Annotated in this window: 24 protein-coding genes and 2 pseudogenes; 10 read left to right on the top strand and 16 right to left on the bottom strand. The window is 41.6% G+C overall.

All coding sequences use genetic code 11. The annotated features are described in order from the left end of the window. Nucleotides 1-178 precede the first annotated feature (178 nt). The gene (locus tag FNW02_RS35080) at nt 179-613 is read left to right on the top strand and encodes a hypothetical protein (RefSeq protein ID WP_348535499.1); all 435 of its coding nucleotides are present in this window, start codon (nt 179-181) and stop codon (nt 611-613) included. A 49-nt stretch (nt 614-662) separates the two neighbouring features. Here FNW02_RS35080 and FNW02_RS35075 read toward each other — a convergent pair whose 3' ends face one another. Then, entirely contained in the window at nt 663-983 is a 321-nt protein-coding gene (locus FNW02_RS35075) for a hypothetical protein (protein ID WP_191762116.1), read from the bottom strand. A 274-nt stretch (nt 984-1,257) separates the two neighbouring features. Here FNW02_RS35075 and FNW02_RS35070 point away from each other — a divergent pair, with 274 nt between their 5' ends. Then, nucleotides 1,258-1,587 (top strand): hypothetical protein, encoded by a 330-nt coding sequence (locus FNW02_RS35070; protein WP_191762113.1) that lies wholly within the window; start codon nt 1,258-1,260, stop codon nt 1,585-1,587. Between the two features lie 90 nt (nt 1,588-1,677). Here FNW02_RS35070 and FNW02_RS35065 read toward each other — a convergent pair whose 3' ends face one another. From FNW02_RS35065 to FNW02_RS35035, 7 genes are all read right to left on the bottom strand, one after another. Beyond that, entirely contained in the window at nt 1,678-2,052 is a 375-nt protein-coding gene (locus FNW02_RS35065) for a nuclear transport factor 2 family protein (protein WP_191762112.1), read from the bottom strand. Nucleotides 2,053-2,175: 123 nt separating this feature from the next. Continuing rightward, nucleotides 2,176-2,478, bottom strand: coding sequence for a hypothetical protein (locus FNW02_RS35060; RefSeq protein ID WP_191762111.1), 303 nt, complete (start codon nt 2,476-2,478; stop codon nt 2,176-2,178). A 118-nt stretch (nt 2,479-2,596) separates the two neighbouring features. Then, nucleotides 2,597-3,553 carry a ParM/StbA family protein gene (locus FNW02_RS35055; RefSeq protein WP_191762110.1) on the bottom strand — a complete coding sequence of 319 codons (957 nt, stop codon included), beginning with the start codon at nt 3,551-3,553 and terminating at the stop codon, nt 2,597-2,599. A gap of 348 nt (nt 3,554-3,901) precedes the next feature. Beyond that, complete coding sequence (locus FNW02_RS35050; RefSeq protein ID WP_225226142.1) at nt 3,902-4,387, bottom strand: hypothetical protein; 486 nt, start codon at nt 4,385-4,387, stop codon at nt 3,902-3,904. Between the two features lie 82 nt (nt 4,388-4,469). Further along, a complete protein-coding gene (locus FNW02_RS40025) occupies nt 4,470-4,934 on the bottom strand; it encodes a hypothetical protein (protein WP_348535498.1) in 465 nt (154 codons plus the stop codon). Between the two features lie 130 nt (nt 4,935-5,064). Beyond that, nucleotides 5,065-6,003, bottom strand: coding sequence for a ParB/RepB/Spo0J family partition protein (locus FNW02_RS35040; RefSeq protein WP_191762108.1), 939 nt, complete (start codon nt 6,001-6,003; stop codon nt 5,065-5,067). Then, the gene (locus FNW02_RS35035) at nt 5,996-6,640 is read right to left on the bottom strand and encodes an AAA family ATPase (protein WP_191762107.1); all 645 of its coding nucleotides are present in this window, start codon (nt 6,638-6,640) and stop codon (nt 5,996-5,998) included. Before FNW02_RS35035 ends, FNW02_RS35040 begins: the two co-directional genes overlap by 8 nt. Nucleotides 6,641-6,917: 277 nt before the next feature. Here FNW02_RS35035 and FNW02_RS35030 point away from each other — a divergent pair, with 277 nt between their 5' ends. After that, nucleotides 6,918-7,868, top strand: a complete 951-nt coding sequence (locus FNW02_RS35030) for an RpoD/SigA family RNA polymerase sigma factor (protein ID WP_191762106.1) — start codon at nt 6,918-6,920, stop codon at nt 7,866-7,868. 321 nt (nt 7,869-8,189) lie between these two features. Further along, nucleotides 8,190-9,248 (top strand): hypothetical protein, encoded by a 1,059-nt coding sequence (locus FNW02_RS35025; RefSeq protein WP_191762105.1) that lies wholly within the window; start codon nt 8,190-8,192, stop codon nt 9,246-9,248. A 270-nt stretch (nt 9,249-9,518) separates the two neighbouring features. Here FNW02_RS35025 and FNW02_RS35020 read toward each other — a convergent pair. Both FNW02_RS35020 and FNW02_RS35015 read right to left on the bottom strand, forming a co-directional pair. Then, nucleotides 9,519-9,736 (bottom strand): annotated as a pseudogene (locus FNW02_RS35020) (hypothetical protein). Nucleotides 9,737-9,793: 57 nt separating this feature from the next. Beyond that, nucleotides 9,794-10,714 carry an alpha/beta hydrolase family protein gene (locus FNW02_RS35015; RefSeq protein ID WP_348535497.1) on the bottom strand — a complete coding sequence of 307 codons (921 nt, stop codon included), beginning with the start codon at nt 10,712-10,714 and terminating at the stop codon, nt 9,794-9,796. Nucleotides 10,715-11,054: 340 nt separating this feature from the next. On the opposite strand from FNW02_RS35015, the gene FNW02_RS40330 reads away from it, so the two are divergent. Together FNW02_RS40330 and FNW02_RS35010 are read left to right on the top strand one after the other, a co-directional pair. Further along, nucleotides 11,055-11,207, top strand: a complete 153-nt coding sequence (locus FNW02_RS40330; RefSeq protein WP_431356845.1) for an NACHT C-terminal helical domain 2-containing protein — start codon at nt 11,055-11,057, stop codon at nt 11,205-11,207. Between the two features lie 230 nt (nt 11,208-11,437). Then, nucleotides 11,438-11,596 carry a hypothetical protein gene (locus tag FNW02_RS35010; RefSeq protein WP_191762103.1) on the top strand — a complete coding sequence of 53 codons (159 nt, stop codon included), beginning with the start codon at nt 11,438-11,440 and terminating at the stop codon, nt 11,594-11,596. A gap of 532 nt (nt 11,597-12,128) precedes the next feature. Here the strand turns inward: FNW02_RS35010 and FNW02_RS35005 are convergent. From FNW02_RS35005 to FNW02_RS34980, 6 genes are all read right to left on the bottom strand, one after another. Beyond that, nucleotides 12,129-12,800, bottom strand: a complete 672-nt coding sequence (locus FNW02_RS35005; RefSeq protein WP_191762114.1) for a hypothetical protein — start codon at nt 12,798-12,800, stop codon at nt 12,129-12,131. A gap of 2 nt (nt 12,801-12,802) precedes the next feature. Continuing rightward, nucleotides 12,803-13,276 (bottom strand): hypothetical protein, encoded by a 474-nt coding sequence (locus FNW02_RS35000; protein ID WP_191762102.1) that lies wholly within the window; start codon nt 13,274-13,276, stop codon nt 12,803-12,805. Between the two features lie 3 nt (nt 13,277-13,279). Then, a complete protein-coding gene (locus FNW02_RS34995; RefSeq protein WP_191762101.1) occupies nt 13,280-14,308 on the bottom strand; it encodes a tyrosine-type recombinase/integrase in 1,029 nt (342 codons plus the stop codon). A 4-nt stretch (nt 14,309-14,312) separates the two neighbouring features. Then, nucleotides 14,313-14,648: an element excision factor XisI family protein gene (locus FNW02_RS34990; RefSeq protein ID WP_191762100.1), complete on the bottom strand. Its 336-nt coding sequence runs from the start codon at nt 14,646-14,648 to the stop codon at nt 14,313-14,315. Then, nucleotides 14,636-15,052, bottom strand: coding sequence for an element excision factor XisH family protein (locus tag FNW02_RS34985; protein ID WP_191762099.1), 417 nt, complete (start codon nt 15,050-15,052; stop codon nt 14,636-14,638). The genes FNW02_RS34990 and FNW02_RS34985 overlap by 13 nt, the downstream gene beginning before the upstream one ends. 141 nt (nt 15,053-15,193) lie before the next feature. Continuing rightward, the gene (locus FNW02_RS34980; RefSeq protein WP_191762098.1) at nt 15,194-15,658 is read right to left on the bottom strand and encodes a four helix bundle protein; all 465 of its coding nucleotides are present in this window, start codon (nt 15,656-15,658) and stop codon (nt 15,194-15,196) included. 212 nt (nt 15,659-15,870) lie between these two features. On the opposite strand from FNW02_RS34980, the gene FNW02_RS34975 reads away from it, so the two are divergent. From FNW02_RS34975 to FNW02_RS34960, 4 genes and pseudogenes are all read left to right on the top strand, one after another. Continuing rightward, nucleotides 15,871-16,173 carry a plasmid pRiA4b ORF-3 family protein gene (locus FNW02_RS34975; RefSeq protein ID WP_191762097.1) on the top strand — a complete coding sequence of 101 codons (303 nt, stop codon included), beginning with the start codon at nt 15,871-15,873 and terminating at the stop codon, nt 16,171-16,173. A gap of 31 nt (nt 16,174-16,204) precedes the next feature. Then, nucleotides 16,205-16,291, top strand: a complete 87-nt coding sequence (locus tag FNW02_RS40325) for an IS1096 element passenger TnpR family protein (protein WP_431356844.1) — start codon at nt 16,205-16,207, stop codon at nt 16,289-16,291. Between the two features lie 6 nt (nt 16,292-16,297). Beyond that, nucleotides 16,298-16,510: a hypothetical protein gene (locus FNW02_RS34965; RefSeq protein WP_191762096.1), complete on the top strand. Its 213-nt coding sequence runs from the start codon at nt 16,298-16,300 to the stop codon at nt 16,508-16,510. A 21-nt stretch (nt 16,511-16,531) separates the two neighbouring features. Then, nucleotides 16,532-17,472 (top strand): annotated as a pseudogene (locus FNW02_RS34960) (ISKra4 family transposase); the annotation flags it as partial. Between the last annotated feature and the right edge of the window lie 123 nt (nt 17,473-17,595).

Below are 17,595 nucleotides of genomic sequence, written 5' to 3'. Positions count from 1 at the left end.
TGGTGCAAACTTGTCGCCGTCAAGGTCGGTCTGTGATTGATTTTTTTGCACAGGCTCTAATTGCTGATTCTGATAATTCTCAGTCTTGCCCTTCTTTACTTCCGCAATATTAGACCTGAATCCTTACCACCCCGCAGCAGTCTATTTGTCAAGACTTTCCTCTGGCTCACCTCCAACAATGCAGCTCGCTTTAGATGCGATCGCTCGACTGTTAACTAATAATAGTTGTGATGCTCTGACTCTCAACTGGGCAGCGCTGCGTTATAAACATACGGCGGCGGTACGAGCTACATTAATAGAGAAGCACTCACCAGCTTATGTCAACAAAATGCTGTGTGCTTTGCGGCGAGTTTTGAAAGAAGCCCTACGGTTAGAGTTAATGGACGCTGTTGATTTTGCTCGTGCTGTAGATATCCCCAATGTGAAAGTCACAAAGCAGCTGCGGGGACGTGCCCTTAAAGAGAAAGAGATTGCTGATTTAATGCAAGCCTGCTTTGATGACCCCACTCCCACTGGTTACAGGGATGCTGCTCTTGTCGCCATCCTGGGGCGTGAGTATCAATGGATGCTGTTGGCGAAATATTCCTTCACATTATTGGCAAAGGAAGCATGATGTCTGGAAGATGTGAAATTTTGCCTTGGAAACAGCTTTTTTGGCTGATTTAGAGACTATCAACCAAAATTTTTAGCTCTGCAATCATTCTATTTAGAGCTTTTTGGGCAGTTTTATAACCAGAAGCCTGCTGCCCTAACTTTAATTCAAATAAAATGCGATTGTGTATCGCATCAAAATCCACAATGTCATGAACAAAAGTAACTGCGGAGTGTTCCTTCAGTGTGGAATTTTCTTTTTGAAGATTTTGTACTTGCGCTTTAAGTCTGTCTAACTCCTTCTCCTGCCGTGTAATACCTGGAAAAAGTTCTGAGTCTTTCCATGTATTACATGGTAGTGCGGTTTCACTTTCCCGCGTAATACATGGCAAAAGTTCGCGTTTAGTTATTTCTGGGGTATGAGTAGCATTCGCGCAGAAAACCGGGTTAAGAGATATTACATGAGTAAGACAAACATTTTTAGAAGCTGAAACCCTTATTTTATCGTTGAGTAGTAACTCGATAATAAGTTTAAGTCAATGACCTTAGTTATCGGGAAAATCCTTAGCGAATAAGGCTTTTAAGCTTAACCCGGTTTCCTGTTCTGATGATACTCATACCCCTAATACAGTAGTTGGAATCCTAATTTTCTTTCTACTGGTATGGTTGAATGAGCCTAGTTTGGAGTTGAGTGGTGGCCCCATCGCAGGCTGGAAAACTGCCCTCATCTTTTTGTCCGGTGGTGCAGTTACCGGAGCAGCCACAGGCAAAGCTTTAGATTTCTACTGTAAACGAGTCGAGCAGCGGCTAATTCAAATAGAGAGGGAGAGGGTAGAGAAAGAAACGCGAGAAAGGGAAAGGGCGCAACAAGAAAGGTTAGAGAGGGAGAAGCGAGAACAAGAAATCCTAGAAGCAGAAATGGCGGAAAGGAAAAGGATACAGAGAGAGGCGGCGTTAGAAGAAGAACGTAAGTGGTACGAGGAGCAAGCATGGTGATGAGGATTACGAATATGATGAGGATGAGGAGGAAGAATAAATTTTTTAGCTATGAGTGAGCGTTAGACACTCTTGCACTAATGGATTATATTAGTCTATTACTTGGCTAACATGACCTGCGACTACTTGCCAGTTTCCTTGTGGCTGTGACTGTACCCAAACTCTTGTGTATCGGTAGATGCCAACAAAAGCTTTGCCTTCAAAAGTACCAGCAACCTCCATTTTAACCGTCACCACAGCTGTATTACCGTAGAGTTGCACTCGCTGTTGTTGACCTTGGAGTAAAACAAGTTTTTGAATATCAGAGCGATGTGCTTCTAAGTCCGTCTGCTTATCAATTAATTCACCGGTATGCGTAGTGAATACAACTTCATCGGCAATCAGTTCTTCTAAGGCTAAAACATCATTTTTAAGCATAGCCTGCCGGAGTCTTTCTTCTGATTGTTCAATCAAAGTGATTTTCATATTGCGGAGAGAGTGCTTTTAACTATTTTTTTGCGAAACTTTTCTATATAAATGTTTGAAAATGGCAATTATATAGAACATCTATGCATTAATCAAAACAAAGCTAAGAACTTGATATTACTGTTACAAATCAAAATCAAGGTCGAATGTTTGGCTTTCCGTATTCTCTTGGGTTTTATGTGTAGATGGTTGAGTCGGCTCTGTAGGGTTGTTTTGCTCAGGAGTCATCGGGGTAAAAGCTGCTTGTTGTGTAACTACTTGTTGCATAGGGAATGCACCCCTTTTGAAAGCAAAATAGCAATCAATGATAAAGTAAAGCGTCTCCAGGTAACTTTTACCTAGTTGTTGTGATTCTGCAAATATGCGTTCACGGTAGCTATCTTTGATGCGAACCTTTTCTGCGGGCAAGTCAAGTTTTTCTGCCATTGTGATTAATATAGAATTCAGTTGTCAGTCATCATCAGCCAGAATTGGTCTGTAGTGCGAACAATGGTTAGTTAGTAGATTCAGAATTACTCTTGGCATGAGTATTCTTCTGGTTCACTTACTTAGAGGCGGTTACTGGATTCTTACTCATAATCGCTTTAGCCATTTCTAGGAGTCCAAAAGCATTGGCTTCCACCGGATTGTCCCGTATTTTGAACCCGTTCTTCTCTAATAACTTCCTAAATCCAGGTAAGAGGCAACCTCCACCAATCGCCCAAATTTCATCTCCAGTGTGTTTGGCATCAAGTGTCATATTCACTGGTTTCCTTAAATATCTTTCATACCAATCTTTGAGACAAGCGATGTAGATATCTTTAATATCAATGTCCCGGCTGTATCTGGTATGCCCCATTTCTAGGCAAAATCGAATCTTCGAGACATCACCAACTTTACCCCCATTTAGATGTTTCATTTTTTGGGAGATATCTTCGATGAGAACTTCTACACCTGCGGGAAAAGGGGTATGTACTTCTCGCTTCCCCTGGCTGTAGCGAGAATAGAGAGTCGTGCCATTGCCAAAGTCTAAAACGGTTAATTTTGGCGGGAGTTGCTGCCCGAACAATGCACCCATTCCCTCTGGCACAACTTTAAGGACTTCTATCTTCACGTCTGATTGTTTGCCAGCAAGAATTGGCTGATATTCTCCGTTTAAAATTTGTTGCAACTGTGATGTCAGACCAACATCATGTAAGCTGACGACTAACTTGAGATGCCAAGCCTTACGATGTGGCAAATGTGCCAATGCACCCAATAATGTCAACAGCGCATTATTGATTTTGTTTTCATTGCTATCTGTGTTGCGGTCAAAGTGATGTCCTGTACGGAAGGCAGATTCTCCAACGGTGTAAGCATTAGCGTTAAAAATTACTCGCCCAGGTACATCTTCCATGTCTGCCGTAGAAATATAGCTGGGGACACGAACGACTTCAAAGCCATCGACTAAAAGTTTCAGGCTACCGTAACCGTTATCAAAGCCAGCAGCAAAAATTTTTTGCAAGTTGTGAATGTTGGACATAAGGCGAAAGGCAATACAGTTCGATTAGGAAAGTGATGTGTTTGGGGAAACTTAGTAAAGAAGAGAAATTGGAGCAGGGATAGTTAGGCATGAGCGCGACTTGACGGCTCGACTGAGCTACGCCGAATGTTTTGCCCTGCTTCCCTCAGCCTTAAGAGCTTATCAGAACTGTATTGGGTGTCAAGTGGGGTATAAAATATCAATCATCCAAAAGTCCCCTAAACATCACCTATGTATACCCTATATAGGTGTTAAATTGTCAACAAATTTCTAAATAGTTTTTGGGGTGCATATAACCCCTATATATACCCTAATAGGATTTTTGAGGAGCAAAACAAAAATGGGTTACTACTCGCCTACAGGTTCAGCTTTCTCAACTGAATTATCATTCACACCCAAAGTCAATTGCAAAGCCTGCCGTGTTGGGTATGCTTTAACTACTTGTCGATACACATCATAATTAGTAGGCAGTGTCTTCTGTGCATTACCTGCTCTATATGTCAGTTTGTACTCGACATCTTTCAACAATTCGGGTTTGCTTGCCTCTTCTTGAGATTTTTTGCGTTGTTCCACTTCATCAACACTTGGTTTCGGCGGTAAAGTAGGCCACCATAGCCCTTGATCATCTGGCCCAATAACTGTCCCTGGTGGTTTTACTCCATTTTGATTTAACACTGAAGTCTTAGCAAAGGTTTCAATCCGTGGTTGTGGTTCGCTGGTTAGGTTATTAGCATATTTAACTTGCCAGGTGTAACTAGTAAGTGCTGTAGCTTCATACTGTTCAGTAGTAGCGGTGCTGCAACTGGTAAGTGTAAGCGCTGTTATTGCAGTCATTAAAGACGGTAAAAATTTTAACTTTTGCATTATCTCTAAGTTAATATCGCTCACCAATCACTTTTAATCTTGGCGTGTGTCATCATTGCTGCCAAGGTGAAGGTATCGCCGTTGTTGAAAGTACTTCCCCTGTAGTCAGCCTAATAGCGGTCTGCCCACAATTGGGGCATTCCACTTTTACCGGAACTACTGAAGGGCGGTCTTTGTATTCTCCCATTTCTGGCTCTCCAGTAAACTCACTTATTATCCCCTGCTGACAGTGCCAACACTCGAACACTATGTGCCCTACTGGTTTGTCGCAATCTAAAAATTGGATATGCTGAAAGCGCTCTGATAGCTGCTGGTTTTCTGCTCGTTGTGGTTTGGACTGCTTTTGTAACTCGTTCTTTTGCTGGGAGACAGCCGCTTGTGGCTTGTTACTGAGGGTTGGCTGTGATATTTCCTGGGGTTGCTCCACAGGTTTGTAAGTAACAAGTTCAAGCTTTTGGCTAGGATCATTAGATCTTGGCTGCTGAGGTGGTTTTGATGGACGTTGGGTAGATTTCATAGCACCTGAGTTTCAGTGAACTTAGCCGGGCTGGGAAGATGATTTTATTCTAACTGCCAGTTCATCTTTGAAATATTTGTTACAAGCCACATGTGAGCTTATGGACTGAAGTGTAAAGTTATGCTTGCTACTATTCATCAACTTTTCCTACCAACTCTTCTAATTGAGAGAGTAGTTTATCTAACTTTGCTCGTTTACTTGGTTCATTCCAAACAGATGTTTTTTTGAGCTGCTTTCCAATTTCAGAATATCTCTGAACATAGTTTTTAATAGGCGGAGTTTCTTTTTCAATGAAATTGAACTCCTGAATTTTTTGCTTAATCTCTCTTAAACTCAAATTTTGGGATAGTGCTAGCTTGAGTAAAGATTTTCGCTGATCTTCATTTTTAACTTGTGCGATCGCTCTTGCCTTAGTAAACTCTATTTTTCCTTCACGCAGCGTTTTTAAGATATCAGCAGGCAGATTAAGCAATGGTAGACGACTAGTACGAAAGGATTCTGCCGAAAATTTACCAAGCCCAGATAAAACAGATTCGATGGTTTCAAATTGGAGGAAAACGTTTTCCTCCATTTCTTGATTACGATTTCTTGCATGGTTAGCACGATTCAGGATAGAACCAACTTCATCAGTACTAATGTTGAGTTTGAGCGATAGCAGGTCAAGAATTGCCTCTGTTTCTTCAATTGGGTTTAGATCCTCTCGCTGCAAGTTTTCTATCAATGCAACTTGGAGAGCCTGTTGGTCATCTAATTCTCTAGAAACTACAGGAATTTCACTTAATCCAATTTCCTGTGCTGCTCGATAACGCCTTTCGCCAGCAACTAACTCGTAATTTCCGTTTTCTAGTGGGCGGACTAACAGTGGTTCTAAAATGCCATGTTCTCTAATTGATTTAACTAATTGAGCTTGTTTCTCGGGATCAAAGTAGCGTCGGGGTTGTTTTGTAGGAAGTTGAATTTGTTGAATATGTAATGTTTGAGATGACTCAACACTTTTAGGATCAGCAATAAATTTTTGGGCAATAGAAGCAGAAAGCCCTTGACTTAGTGATTGCCTTGGCTTACTCATTCAAAACCTCCAAGGAATTCTTGAATAATTGCTCAATTTCACGTCTAGCAATTCCGGCAGTAGATCCAGGTAAATCAAAGATAGTAGAATTTTGTCCATAGCAGTCAGCAATAACCTGTCGTTGATGAAGTACATTTTTGAGAACAGTGATATTTGGCATTAGCTGAAGTACTTCTATTGCTTCATCTTTTAACTTAGTGCCTTTTACTGCCCGATTAACAAACATTACGGCTTTAGGTTCTCCCCGTCGAATCCTCTGTGCTTGCTGAATAAGATGTACAGTATCCGAGGCGCTTTCAAGGTCAATACCCGCAGGCTGACATGGAATAATTGCTAGATCAGCAGCTAAAACCAATGCTCTGGTTGTTTCGGACAGAGCAGCAGGCCCGTCAGCAATGACCCAAGTGTATAATTCAACCAACTTAGGTAACTCATCCAATAATGCATCAGGTGCTTGAAGGATCTGGCAAGGAATTTCTTTTTCTAATCGTGCAAGCCATTTAGAAGATGAGCATTGAGCATCAGCATCTACAACTAGCACAGATTCACCTTGTCTTTGAAGCCATCGCGCAAGATGCACAGAAATTGTTGACTTACCTGCTCCTCCTTTTTGATTAATAACTGCGATGATGGACATGAGTAAAATCTAAATTACAAAGTATAGTTTATGGTAAATTTTTAGCTTGTACAGGCTCCTAAGACAAATAGCCAAGTATCATGCCAAATTCATTATTAATACCAGTTTTCTCCAAAAAAGCTTTTGGAATTTCCTTTTCCCAAAAATGAACTTAAAAAGTTATATCAAATTAACACAAGATAGAGATTGCCACTTTCTTTAAGAGTGCTTGCAGATTGTTCATAGAGTAAAGAATATTTCCCAAAAAGTTTTCTATCTATATAATTTGTTAAGTTTTATGCCCACCCCCACTTCAGATCTGGTTCGCCTCTACCTCAAAGACATCGGTCGTATCCCTTTGTTGACAGGCTCCCAAGAAATTGCTTATGCCCGACAGGTGCAGCAGATGATGGTAATTGAGCAGCGCAGGCAAGTGATCTCACAAGAACTAAATCGCCAGCCAACGAATTCGGAACTAGCCGCTTCACTGGATAAAACTGAAGCCGAGTTAACCCAAACACTGAAACTTGGTCAACGGGCAAAACAGAAGATGGTGACAGCGAACCTGCGATTAGTGGTTTCAATCGCCAAAAAATACCAGAATCGCAACATGGAATTGCTCGATTTAATTCAGGAAGGCTCACTAGGACTACAACGCGGGATTGAAAAATTTGACCCCAATCGTGGTTATAAACTATCAACCTACGCCCATTGGTGGATTCAGCAAGCCATAACACGAGCGATTGCGGAACAATCCCGTACTATTCGATTGCCCGTTCATGTCACCGAAAGACTCAATAAAATCAAGAAAGCGCAGCGAGAACTATTTCAGACACTAGGTCGTCTTCCTCATGTCGGAGAAATTGCCGAAAAATTGAACTTGCAGCTGAACCAAATTCGGGAAGCTCTAACTGCATCTGGTCAAACACTTTCTCTAGAATTGCGAGTAGGAGAAAACCAGGATACAGAACTGGGCGAACTCTTGCATGATGAAAGCGTCTCCCTAGATGAAGATATTACTCTTGAATGTTTGCGCCAAGACATGATTAATATGCTTTCATCGCTAACACCCATACAAAGGCAAGTGGTAATTTTGCGCTTTGGGCTTGAAGATGGGCAGCCACTAAATTTAAGACAAGTTGGGGAACAGCTAAACCTTAGCCGAGAGCGAATTCGTCAAATTGAGGTCAAAGCAATGACTATTCTGCGCTGTCATCAAGACAATATTCAGGATTATTTTGCATCATGATGAGCAATAACCTACGAAAGTTGTGATTTGTTTCAATTCGTCTTGATGTTAAGAAGCAACTATCAGTTCAACGCCTAATACAGTTCAATTAGTTGCACTACTACATCATTTTGAGCATCTTGAGGCGTTAAACCTTGAAAATATGCATGGAAGCTGTGTTTTTGAGCGGGAAAAGTGTCCTTGCGCGTCTCCACTGCCCTTATCTTCTGAATATGGGGTTTTCTCCCTCAAATTTAAGAGCTTCCTTACCTCTGTTTGCTTTACTAATATCAACAATAGGTAGTATTACATTACTAAAATTGATAAGATTGATTGATTGTTATGAATACTCCCTTGCCTTTAGAGCCTCCCGAAAATGCCTTAGAAGCACTTTTGCAATTGCAGGATTATTACGCTCCTCTTGTAGAAGAGTATGAAAGGTTATACACCCAGTCCAAAGATAGTCTCACTCACGTAGAAGCTTTGCTATCTAATTGGCCTTCTGCCTCCTCTGTAGAAGAATTATCCAGCCCTGAAAAACAAGAAAAGTCGTCGTTATCCTTCGCTGATGAATCTAAGAACGATGCTCTTGAAGATATCACTTTTGAACCTCTGCAATTAGACGATTCCGAGCCAGAAACCCTTGATACAGATGACGACATTTCTGAATTACCGAAATCGCCGATATTCCCGCTTATTGAAACTCAGTTAGATTCTAAATTTGATACAGCACCGTCCCCTGAACCACCAGAGTCTCCGCCATTCTCGTTACTAGACACATCAACTCAACAGCCTTCACTCCACGGGGTAGATATTCCCATGCTACCTCAATATCAGTCTCTAACTCGCTCGGAAGCAATTGAACAGATATTAGCAGAAGAGATTGGCACAAGTGTTCACATAGATTTTATCGTCAGATCGCTCTACGGAGATCTGGAGCCAGATGTATTTAAGGTGGTAAAAGGTAGAGTTCAATCTTCGCTAACTCAGGGTAAGGAAAGTAATAAATGGTTCAGTGTGCCTAAGGAACCAGGCTATTTTACTCTCTCTTTGACTTTACTCTCCAAAGAGCAAACTAAAAATTCATCCTCTCAAGCAAAGCGCAAAAATAATAAACCAGTCAAGCCGCCGCAGCCTAAAGAGATACCAATACTCATAACTTATGAAGGACAATTCTTAATTGATGCCTTATCTACTTTTTTAGAACAGAATGCGGGTAAAGTTTTCAACGTCTCAGAAGTAATCACTGGAATTTATGGAGAACAGAATGCGGCTGATGTCAGAGAGGTTAAGAACAAGGTATTGAATGAATTATCACGGGGGCATCGGACAGGACGATTCACTAGAGTTCCTGATCAAATTGGATTTTATACTTGGGACTACAAGTTAATTAAGGAATAAAAAAACGTTTAATTATACGAATAATGAGCAATATAATTAAATGCTAAAACGCATCCAGAAATATCTGTAAAGGCGTTAGCTACGACTAGTTTATAGAGTTCAATATAGTTATCGTCTGTATATCTATAGCTTAATTAGTAATTTCGATTTTTCGGTGAAGAATACATAAATATAATCAAGAATTATATAACAATAGTGTTAACAATTGCGGTTGAGAACTTTTGCTTGGCTCCAATAGACCATGAGCTAATATATTTGCTCACCCTACCGTCACCCGCAGAAATCATCCACGCGGATGTCTCGACAAATATCAGAAACCTGCCAGCCGGAGTTACCAACAGATTGAACTGGAGGATTGTCAAGGAATGGAATATAGTCAGGTTCTCGCAGTTCTGGAATGATTCTGGTTTTTCCTCAACTATAGGAGGTGAAAAATTAACACTATCAGCTTGAAGAAGTTGGTCTTCGGCTTCTTCGATTTCCTTCAACCTTCTTCAGATGCACCAGCTTGTTTTAAAACCTTAAGCAATGTGTCAATTTTTCTGTCACTTAAAGGATAAAGTGACAGTTTGACTAATCACACTCACGTTCGGATCGAGATCGCCGCTTGTGTTGTACACATAATTAAAAGCGCCTCGATCATTGAGTAAACTCGCTCGCAAGAACAGTCCACTCCAGCATCCGATCACGCCTGTTGCCTTTGCTTGCTCGATCGTTGGTCGATTCGGATCGCGGTCACTATCTTGATTAGCAATGCTATAGTGATTCGCGCCTTTGATCGCAATCAACGCTTTCGGTTTATCTTGAATCTTGGCATAGGTTGTTGCCACGTCACTAAAATTAGCAATACCATCGAGCGTTCCTGCGATCAAGCCGATGGGAATCCCTTGATTATTGATTGAAGGAAACGTGCCGCTATAGGGTGGCATCTGGAAGTTGACACCGTAAAAGATGCCTGCTTTTAGTTCAGGCGGTCGAGTATAGTCACCGCAACAGACAGTCGGATTATTGATATTTTGAATGGCAGCTAATCCGGCATATGCACCAAACGAGTGCCCCAAGAGTCCTAGCTTTTCGGTATCTACAATTTCAAAGAGCGCTGAGGCAGCATCAGCAGCTTCCAGTTTCATTTGAGCAAGCACGTCATTTACTTGCTGTTCATCTGCAAAAAGTCCTGTAATGACTTGTCCATCTCGTCCGGTTCTGGTTCGTTCATGATTCGGAACAACCACAACAAATCCATAACTAGCGACTTTTTCTGCATAGTTAGAATACTCTGCTCTATCGACTAAAGCACCTTGGAGCATCAGAGCAATCGGCAGTTGATCGGGAGTTGAGTTTGGCAAAACTGGATAGTAGACATCCGCCAGATCGCCATCAGCACCAATCGCGATCGTATAGCACTTCACCTGGTCATAAATTGAATTGGGGTTGAATGTATCCTTCTCTAAACTCAACCGCAGCACCTCTCCTTGTCCAGCGATAAAACCTTTGTTGGAAATGTAAATTTCGTCATCACAACCAATTTTTAAACCCGTCGGAGTAATTAGCTCGTCATCTGCGTTCGTGGTGCGAGTTTTACCATCTGGAGAACATAAATCAGGGTACTTACGTCACTTTTATTCAAGATTCTATCTACATCATAAGATAATCGTCATTTATTTCACTAGAACACTGATTCAGTAATCGAAGAACAAAAGAAAAAGTTGAAGTAAAACTTGTGGTTCGTGTTGCAATTTCTATTTGCTGATTTTTGATAGAGTCTATATTTTGCAAGCGCCATAACTCGTACTGCTCTGATGCTTTATAATTAATTTCTCTGAGTCAGAGGCGAAACCACTGGAAAATTATCTCTACGCTAATTACCTGATCATCCATTGTAAAAGAGTAGCGGTGAGTGTGTTGCCCACAACCTGGGAAGGAATTGAGGAGCGAATGTTGTTGGTTCCAAGTAGTTAAATATTTTATTCTCAAGCCTAATATTCTGCCAGCCAATGATGTTGGTGAATTAAAATACTCTCAAAAAGGCTGCTCCCACTCCCAATCAAAATGCTCAAACCGCCTGGGTTCTCCGCCGTGTAGCGCACAGTATTTTGAATCTGCTTAGTTCAAAAATCCAAAGCAGAGATAGCGTTTTGCTTCTACTTCTCAGTTACCCCCAGATATCGCTCCAAAGCAGCTAAAGTCCGATGTCCCGATATCTCCTGTATATGGCGCAACGGTATCCCGGCATCGCTCATCCTGGTTTACGCAGTCCTCATAAAGCTGTGGGTACTAACGCCCTCAATCAAGAGCCGCGCACAGGTATCTCTGAGGATTTTGTCAGCACTCACCTTGTGGATATGTAACAACCATTTGGATGAAAACAGATGGAACAAAACTAAAACAATTTTGGTACGAATAAATTTTGATTGAGAATAGTATAAATATTGCCGTGATATTTATACTCCTCATAACAACTCGCAGTCTCCGATTCGGAACTGCTGGATTCGGAAATGCTGTTGGAATTCAGTGATGAGGAATTGCTATCGGTGGTAGGGGGCAGTAAATAAGGAGACCTGATAGGTGCGCTAACAATAAACTATTGGTAGAATTGCCTACCATTCTCCTTATTTACTGCCCCAACTGCGTTTTGTCACTCTGGCGGTATTATAATAAAGTACAAACGCGCTTAACCAAGATAGAGAGTATGGTAAAGCCTCGTCCAGCCGCACCAACAGTCAAATTTGTGATGGAATTGTGGCAGTGACAGCGGATGGCGTATTCTGCGGGATGACTTTTCCACTACGTTTGAAGTATATAAGCCTCGTGTGCGAGTTGAGAGTCGATTTTTGAGTTGATAATGATCGCGTTGCCCGTACCTGTGGCGAACTGCCACAATTAAGCATCATTTGCAATTATCCAGAGATTTTGATTGCGATAAAAATCTCCACGCTGTTCTAAAATAAAACCACCAAGCAGCAATCCCAGCCATACCTCGACCATCGGCATCTTCAAGGCACGTTGCAGTTTTGCTAAAGAAATCTCATCTTTGATATCTACAAGATGTTGTGCGATCGCAGTTTGCCATTTTTGAACATCTTCATCGCTTGCTAAGTTGCGAACATCTTCTAAAGTCGTCACTGACTCCAGCATTGCTAAGACGTTCGCCTTCTCAACAGGCGCTGCTATAGAGTTATGCTCCTCCCCAGTATTGTCAAACTGATGTGAACCATGTGGTCTAAAAGTCTGTGGTATTGCTGGTTCTATCAAATCATCTAAATCAAGCTGCATTGTGGTTCGCACCAACCCAGCAAAGATATCGTTGCTAATAATGGGGCCCAAAGGACTACTGCGATCGCGAGTATCTTGCAACAGCACTTCGGCACGAGACTTGAGAATATCCGCAATTTGACTGAAGGCAAGGGCTGCGGTTGATAACTGTGCCTCCAAAGGTAAATTTTCTAGCTCGGTATCTAAACATTCCCACACTGGTGCAAGTGAAGATGTCGCCGGAGCTTCTGATATTTCATCAAGCACATCCCAGATTGTTAATTGGCGGTATGTGGTCATCACTAGGATTGCGGATGTAGAGGGCAAGGACGCACTGGACAGTAGCTTGAAGTAATTTCAAACATATCTTTATATTGATATAGTGAAACATCATATTGTTTAGCAAATGCTTGTAACACCTGATCTGTATAGGCGCGGATCTTGCCAGCCGTTAGCCCAAAACAGTGAATTGGTTCCAGGCGGCAAACAGGTTTTTGCCCCAGCCAGAGTTCAGCACCCAAGGCGTGTAATGGTTTATCTCCCGGTTCTTTATACAAATACAGCACTGCAAAATATGTTGCTGGTGGTTTGACTGCGATTGCATCAATTTCTGTCCCATTGTTTTCATTCTGGGTTCGGCGACGATAAAACGAACGGCGATTGTGACAGACTTTGGGATTCCAACATCCATCTCCTTGTGTCCCATGCAACACCTTAGCTTTTGAAGTTGGTAGCTTGGAGCACAATTGACACTTGGGATTTAGTGGCTTCGGCATATCCTACTCCACTTCTTCTTCTCCGATGGCACGATAGTAAGCAGCGATCGCCGCTTCTTGTTCACTGCGAAGTGTATAGCGCCGAAAAGCTTTCTCGCTAGTATGTCCAGTCAGCTTACGTGCATGGCTAGGGTCAACACCCAACAGTAATAAATCAGTAGCGTAGGTGTGACGAAAAGAGTGAGGATGTAAATCTTCAATCACAGCTAGTTCACCTATTTTTTCTACAGCGAAGTAAATACCGTGATAACTCAAGCGTTCACCCTTGTATGAAGCATGATGTGAAATCATCAGTGGGCTAAGGCTAGTCAAAATCTCCCCCTGCTGTTCGCGCAATTGTAAATACTCTGTTACGACTTGGCGACTTTCTTGACGCAGTGGCACTAGGCGCGGTTCATTTGTTTTGGTATCGGGTAAAAACAGGAGCTTGCCATCAAAAGAGCCAACATTTAAATCGACAATTTCTCCAGCCCTTAAACCATGACTAAGGATGTGGACAAGTGCAGTATCTCGTTGTTTTGTTTCTCCCAATAACTCTAATGCTGACCACACCTGTTCCATCTGTTCTGGAGTTAAACTCTGGGCTGGTGGCAGTGGCACTTTTTCCAGTTTAATCCCCAGTGTGGGATTAGTAGCAATAATGTCAGGATACGCATAGCACATCCATTTAAAAAAGCTTTTGAGTGCCGCAATTCCCGCATTGATGCTACTTTTTGAAAGCGCTTTACCTGCATCAGTCCGCAGTTCATCCCGCAGATACTCTTTATATAGCGCGAAGTGACGTGGGCGTAACTCATGATAGTGTAGCTCACTCCAAACCAAAAACCGCTTCAGTTCGCGTTCATAAAGCTTGCGGCTATTGAGTGCAAGGTTATTACTGCGTAAAAATTCCAGCACCTTCATCCATCGAATATCAGTGGGTGCAGCTATTTTTGCAGATTTTGCACTCCTTATTCCTTGAATATTCAATGGACTTTCACTATCAAGGGAAATAAGTTTAATTGCAGGTAAAGAATCTGTACTGTAGTTCATTGACTTAACTAACTGCATAATCTGTAAACTGGCGCTTGAAAGGAGAGTGGAATCCGATCACGATATTTTGCTTAGGAATTCCTAAATTTGCCAGTTCTTCAGCAACTTCGTATTCTGTACCATTGTGTTGCAGCCAGATTTTACCATCTTTAATATCAATATGTAAAAAACAACCATAAACTCGGCGTTGATTTTTCCATCCCACATTCATCAATTGATAATGATCACGTTCGGTATCAAATACTATTTGCGTTTCTACCTCTGAATCAGGACTACTAATTTCGGCATATTCACGTAGCAGTTTTTGCACGATTTCACGGTACTGTGTTAGTCTATCCACTCCACAATCTCCTCTGTTTCTGGGTTATAAACTATTAATTTCAGTTGGTGAATGCGAATAATATTTTGTACGAGCCTAATAGCAAAAAACGAACTGTATGCATCAATTGGTACTGCTAAATACAGTGTGCGTTCTGGTTCCTGCTCAGAAAGTGCCAGTCGGTAGTTAATAAATTGTCCTAATGCTGTGTGAAATTCATAAATTGCTGAAGTTCTTACAAAACTTTTAATCTCTACTGCAATTTTTTCCTCATCTCTTTGAGCTGCCAACAACTTTTCGGCACCCAAATCAATATACATATCTCCCAATTCAAAACTAACTGGCAAGGGGTCATGAGTAATTTTCCATCCATCGGCAATTAATCCATGCTTGACCGCATCATGAAAAATATCTCTTGCTGGCATCTTTTTAATTAGGAAGTCGGAAGTCGGAAGTCGGAAGTCGGAAGTCGGAAGTCGGAAGTCGGAAGTCGGAAGTAAGAATGTTGAGTAAGTGTTGGTGTGGATAAAAATATGGGAAAAAGTGTCATGGCTTTGACCCCTAACCTAACTGGGTGGTATCACTTCCGAGTTCCCAGTAGCTGTGAATGTTGTGAATACTGAATGTTTATCTCTTGCAACCACCATCTTCCTGCTACGAAATTTATTGCCATTTAATCTATCTTTAATTTTGCGTATAGAGGCCACGAGTATCTTCACTATCTCATCAGCTTCCTGAAGTAACGGAGAAAATTTAGATTTCTCTACAACTTCAGACTCAATTAAAATTTCTAACCAATATTCTGTTTCGCGTGCTTCTTTTAAAGCAATTTCCATCTTGTGCAAAAAGTCTTTATCAGACTGAGCCGAACGAGATTCATGTACATTAGCACCAATACTTGTACCAGAACGTAACAGTTGCTTAGAAAGAGTACGGCAAACACCCGGTTTTTCATCAAGAAAGCTACAAGCCTTGATAATTCTAACCGCAAACGCTTTAGTCCTGTCAGCAATATTAATGCCTTTGTCCATACTTGTACCCCCTGCACTCTATATCTTTCTTATTTTTACTTCCGACTTCCGACCTCCGACTTCAACCATCATACACGATCACGGTGAAACATAAAATAAGTAACTCTTATCTTTTATCCGATATAAACTACGATTAATTTCTCTCTTACACCCAAGAAGGAGAGCGATTTTTTTCGGGGGAGATGGGATTGGCAATGCGGTAAGATGACCCAATGAGCGATTCTGACCAACTTGTTATCTACCAGCTTCATATTTTTATCCTGGGCATCAGTCCAATGATTTGGCGTAGGGTTAAAATCAAGAGCGACAGCACAATCGCCAATTTGCACTACGTTATCCAGATAACAATGGGGTGGACATATTCCCATCTACATCGTTTCATAATTCACGGCAAGCATTACGGGATTGCTCAAATTGGGGGAATGTGGTTTTCTGATGACTTAGAAGAAATCAAATTATCAGATTTTGGCTGGCGAATGCGAGAGCGTTTTTTATACGAATATGACCAGGCGTGATAACTGGCAGCATCAAATTTGAGTTGAAGCAATTCTCACTCCCAAATCAAATTGCTTTTATCCAGTATGTATTGATGGTAAACGTGCTTGTCCTCCAGAAGACTGTGGTGGCCCGTAGGAGTTCATGGCACAAAAACAGGAACACTCAGTAAGATATATAGCTTCTCGCTTCAGCGAAATTGTGGAAGAAGGTGATATCCCTGGCAATATTGAAGAAATATACGAACTACGTCAATGGGTAATGGTTGACCATTTTGACCGCCAAAAAGTCAACCAACGGTTACAGCGATATGCGGCTGGGGATAAACAAATGTTATTTGAACAGGAAATAGTGTGAAAGTCAAAATTCTTTCTTGTTGTGGAGTCAGATCATGGAGAAACCCAAGTTGTCCAAGAAATTATGCAGATTTCGCGTGGTGCTTTACAACCAGAAAACTTGGGACTAAAACTAGCCGAAGCCAAAACATTACTACAAAACCTCCAACGCACCCTAGCCTCCCAACAGATAGCAGAGTACTCTCTTCAACAGGAATCATGTTTGCACGCTCCGCCAGAAACTGTTGCATAAAGACAAGCGTACAATTGTATACCGCACATTGCGAGTGCAAGTTACATCTCAAATGCCAACGACTATTTCACTGCCCGTGTCAGGAGCAACCAACCCGTAGCTTTAACCCAGTAGCCAACTTACTACCAGAACGCACTTCCAGAGAACTATTGTATCTGGAGTCAAAGTATGGGTCTTTGATGTCTTACGGATTATCTGTGAAACTATTACAGGAAGTATTACCAATAGAAGGTGAAATAAACACTACAGCGATACGGAATAACTTACACTCAATTGGTCAACGTCTAGAAGACGAGTTGGGGGAAGAGAAAGGAGGATACATTGAAGGCTGTCCCAGAGATTGGGAAGAATTGCCCCGACCTGATTTACCCTTGGTATTGGGAATGGATGGCGGATATGTTCGTTCCTACGACAAAAAATCACTTTCCCAAAGTAATTTTGAAGTTATTGTGGGTAAGAGTATAAAAGCAGACGGTACATCTAAGCGGTTTGGGGGAGTTTATTCTTACGATACCAAACCCCAGCGTCGGATCTTTGAGGTGTTGAAATCTCTTGGGATGCAGATGAACCAACAAGTAGCTTTCCTTTCAGATGGTGATGAGAAGATACGCGAACTACAGCTTTATCTCAATCCCAACGCAGAATATCTTCTGGATTGGTTTCATATCACCATGAGGCTGACAGTGATGAGTCAGACGGCAAAAGAACTTAGCAAAAAAGATACCGAACTAGTAGTCTACCAAGCAAACTTTGCTAGGTTAAGCTCGGATATAAATGCTGCATTTTCCGGCGAGCGTCTTTGGTTTGGAAACCCCAATACACACTGGCTTTTTGCTTATTACGTTGTTTCTCCC

Source organism: Komarekiella delphini-convector SJRDD-AB1, from assembly GCF_014831675.1.
In the GTDB taxonomy this organism is placed as follows: Bacteria; Cyanobacteriota; Cyanobacteriia; order Cyanobacteriales; family Nostocaceae; genus Komarekiella.
Note: the sequence above shows the minus strand (reverse complement) of the source record. Positions and strands in the feature narration are given on the sequence as shown.

Bases quoted from the DNA above. Each gene is read 5' to 3' on its own strand.
- FNW02_RS35080 (WP_348535499.1), top strand. From the start codon at position 179: ATGCAGCTCGCTTTAGATGCGATCGCTCGACTGTTAACTAATAATAGT.
- FNW02_RS35065 (WP_191762112.1), bottom strand. From the start codon at position 2,052: ATGAAAATCACTTTGATTGAACAATCAGAAGAAAGACTCCGGCAGGCT.
- FNW02_RS35060 (WP_191762111.1), bottom strand. From the start codon at position 2,478: ATGGCAGAAAAACTTGACTTGCCCGCAGAAAAGGTTCGCATCAAAGAT.
- FNW02_RS35055 (WP_191762110.1), bottom strand. From the start codon at position 3,553: ATGTCCAACATTCACAACTTGCAAAAAATTTTTGCTGCTGGCTTTGAT.
- FNW02_RS35050 (WP_225226142.1), bottom strand. From the start codon at position 4,387: ATGACTGCAATAACAGCGCTTACACTTACCAGTTGCAGCACCGCTACT.
- FNW02_RS40025 (WP_348535498.1), bottom strand. From the start codon at position 4,934: ATGAAATCTACCCAACGTCCATCAAAACCACCTCAGCAGCCAAGATCT.
- FNW02_RS35040 (WP_191762108.1), bottom strand. From the start codon at position 6,003: ATGAGTAAGCCAAGGCAATCACTAAGTCAAGGGCTTTCTGCTTCTATT.
- FNW02_RS35035 (WP_191762107.1), bottom strand. From the start codon at position 6,640: ATGTCCATCATCGCAGTTATTAATCAAAAAGGAGGAGCAGGTAAGTCA.
- FNW02_RS35030 (WP_191762106.1), top strand. From the start codon at position 6,918: ATGCCCACCCCCACTTCAGATCTGGTTCGCCTCTACCTCAAAGACATC.
- FNW02_RS35025 (WP_191762105.1), top strand. From the start codon at position 8,190: ATGAATACTCCCTTGCCTTTAGAGCCTCCCGAAAATGCCTTAGAAGCA.
- FNW02_RS35010 (WP_191762103.1), top strand. From the start codon at position 11,438: ATGTCCCGATATCTCCTGTATATGGCGCAACGGTATCCCGGCATCGCT.
- FNW02_RS35005 (WP_191762114.1), bottom strand. From the start codon at position 12,800: ATGACCACATACCGCCAATTAACAATCTGGGATGTGCTTGATGAAATA.
- FNW02_RS35000 (WP_191762102.1), bottom strand. From the start codon at position 13,276: ATGCCGAAGCCACTAAATCCCAAGTGTCAATTGTGCTCCAAGCTACCA.
- FNW02_RS34995 (WP_191762101.1), bottom strand. From the start codon at position 14,308: ATGAACTACAGTACAGATTCTTTACCTGCAATTAAACTTATTTCCCTT.
- FNW02_RS34985 (WP_191762099.1), bottom strand. From the start codon at position 15,052: ATGCCAGCAAGAGATATTTTTCATGATGCGGTCAAGCATGGATTAATT.
- FNW02_RS34980 (WP_191762098.1), bottom strand. From the start codon at position 15,658: ATGGACAAAGGCATTAATATTGCTGACAGGACTAAAGCGTTTGCGGTT.
- FNW02_RS34975 (WP_191762097.1), top strand. From the start codon at position 15,871: ATGAGCGATTCTGACCAACTTGTTATCTACCAGCTTCATATTTTTATC.
- FNW02_RS34965 (WP_191762096.1), top strand. From the start codon at position 16,298: ATGGCACAAAAACAGGAACACTCAGTAAGATATATAGCTTCTCGCTTC.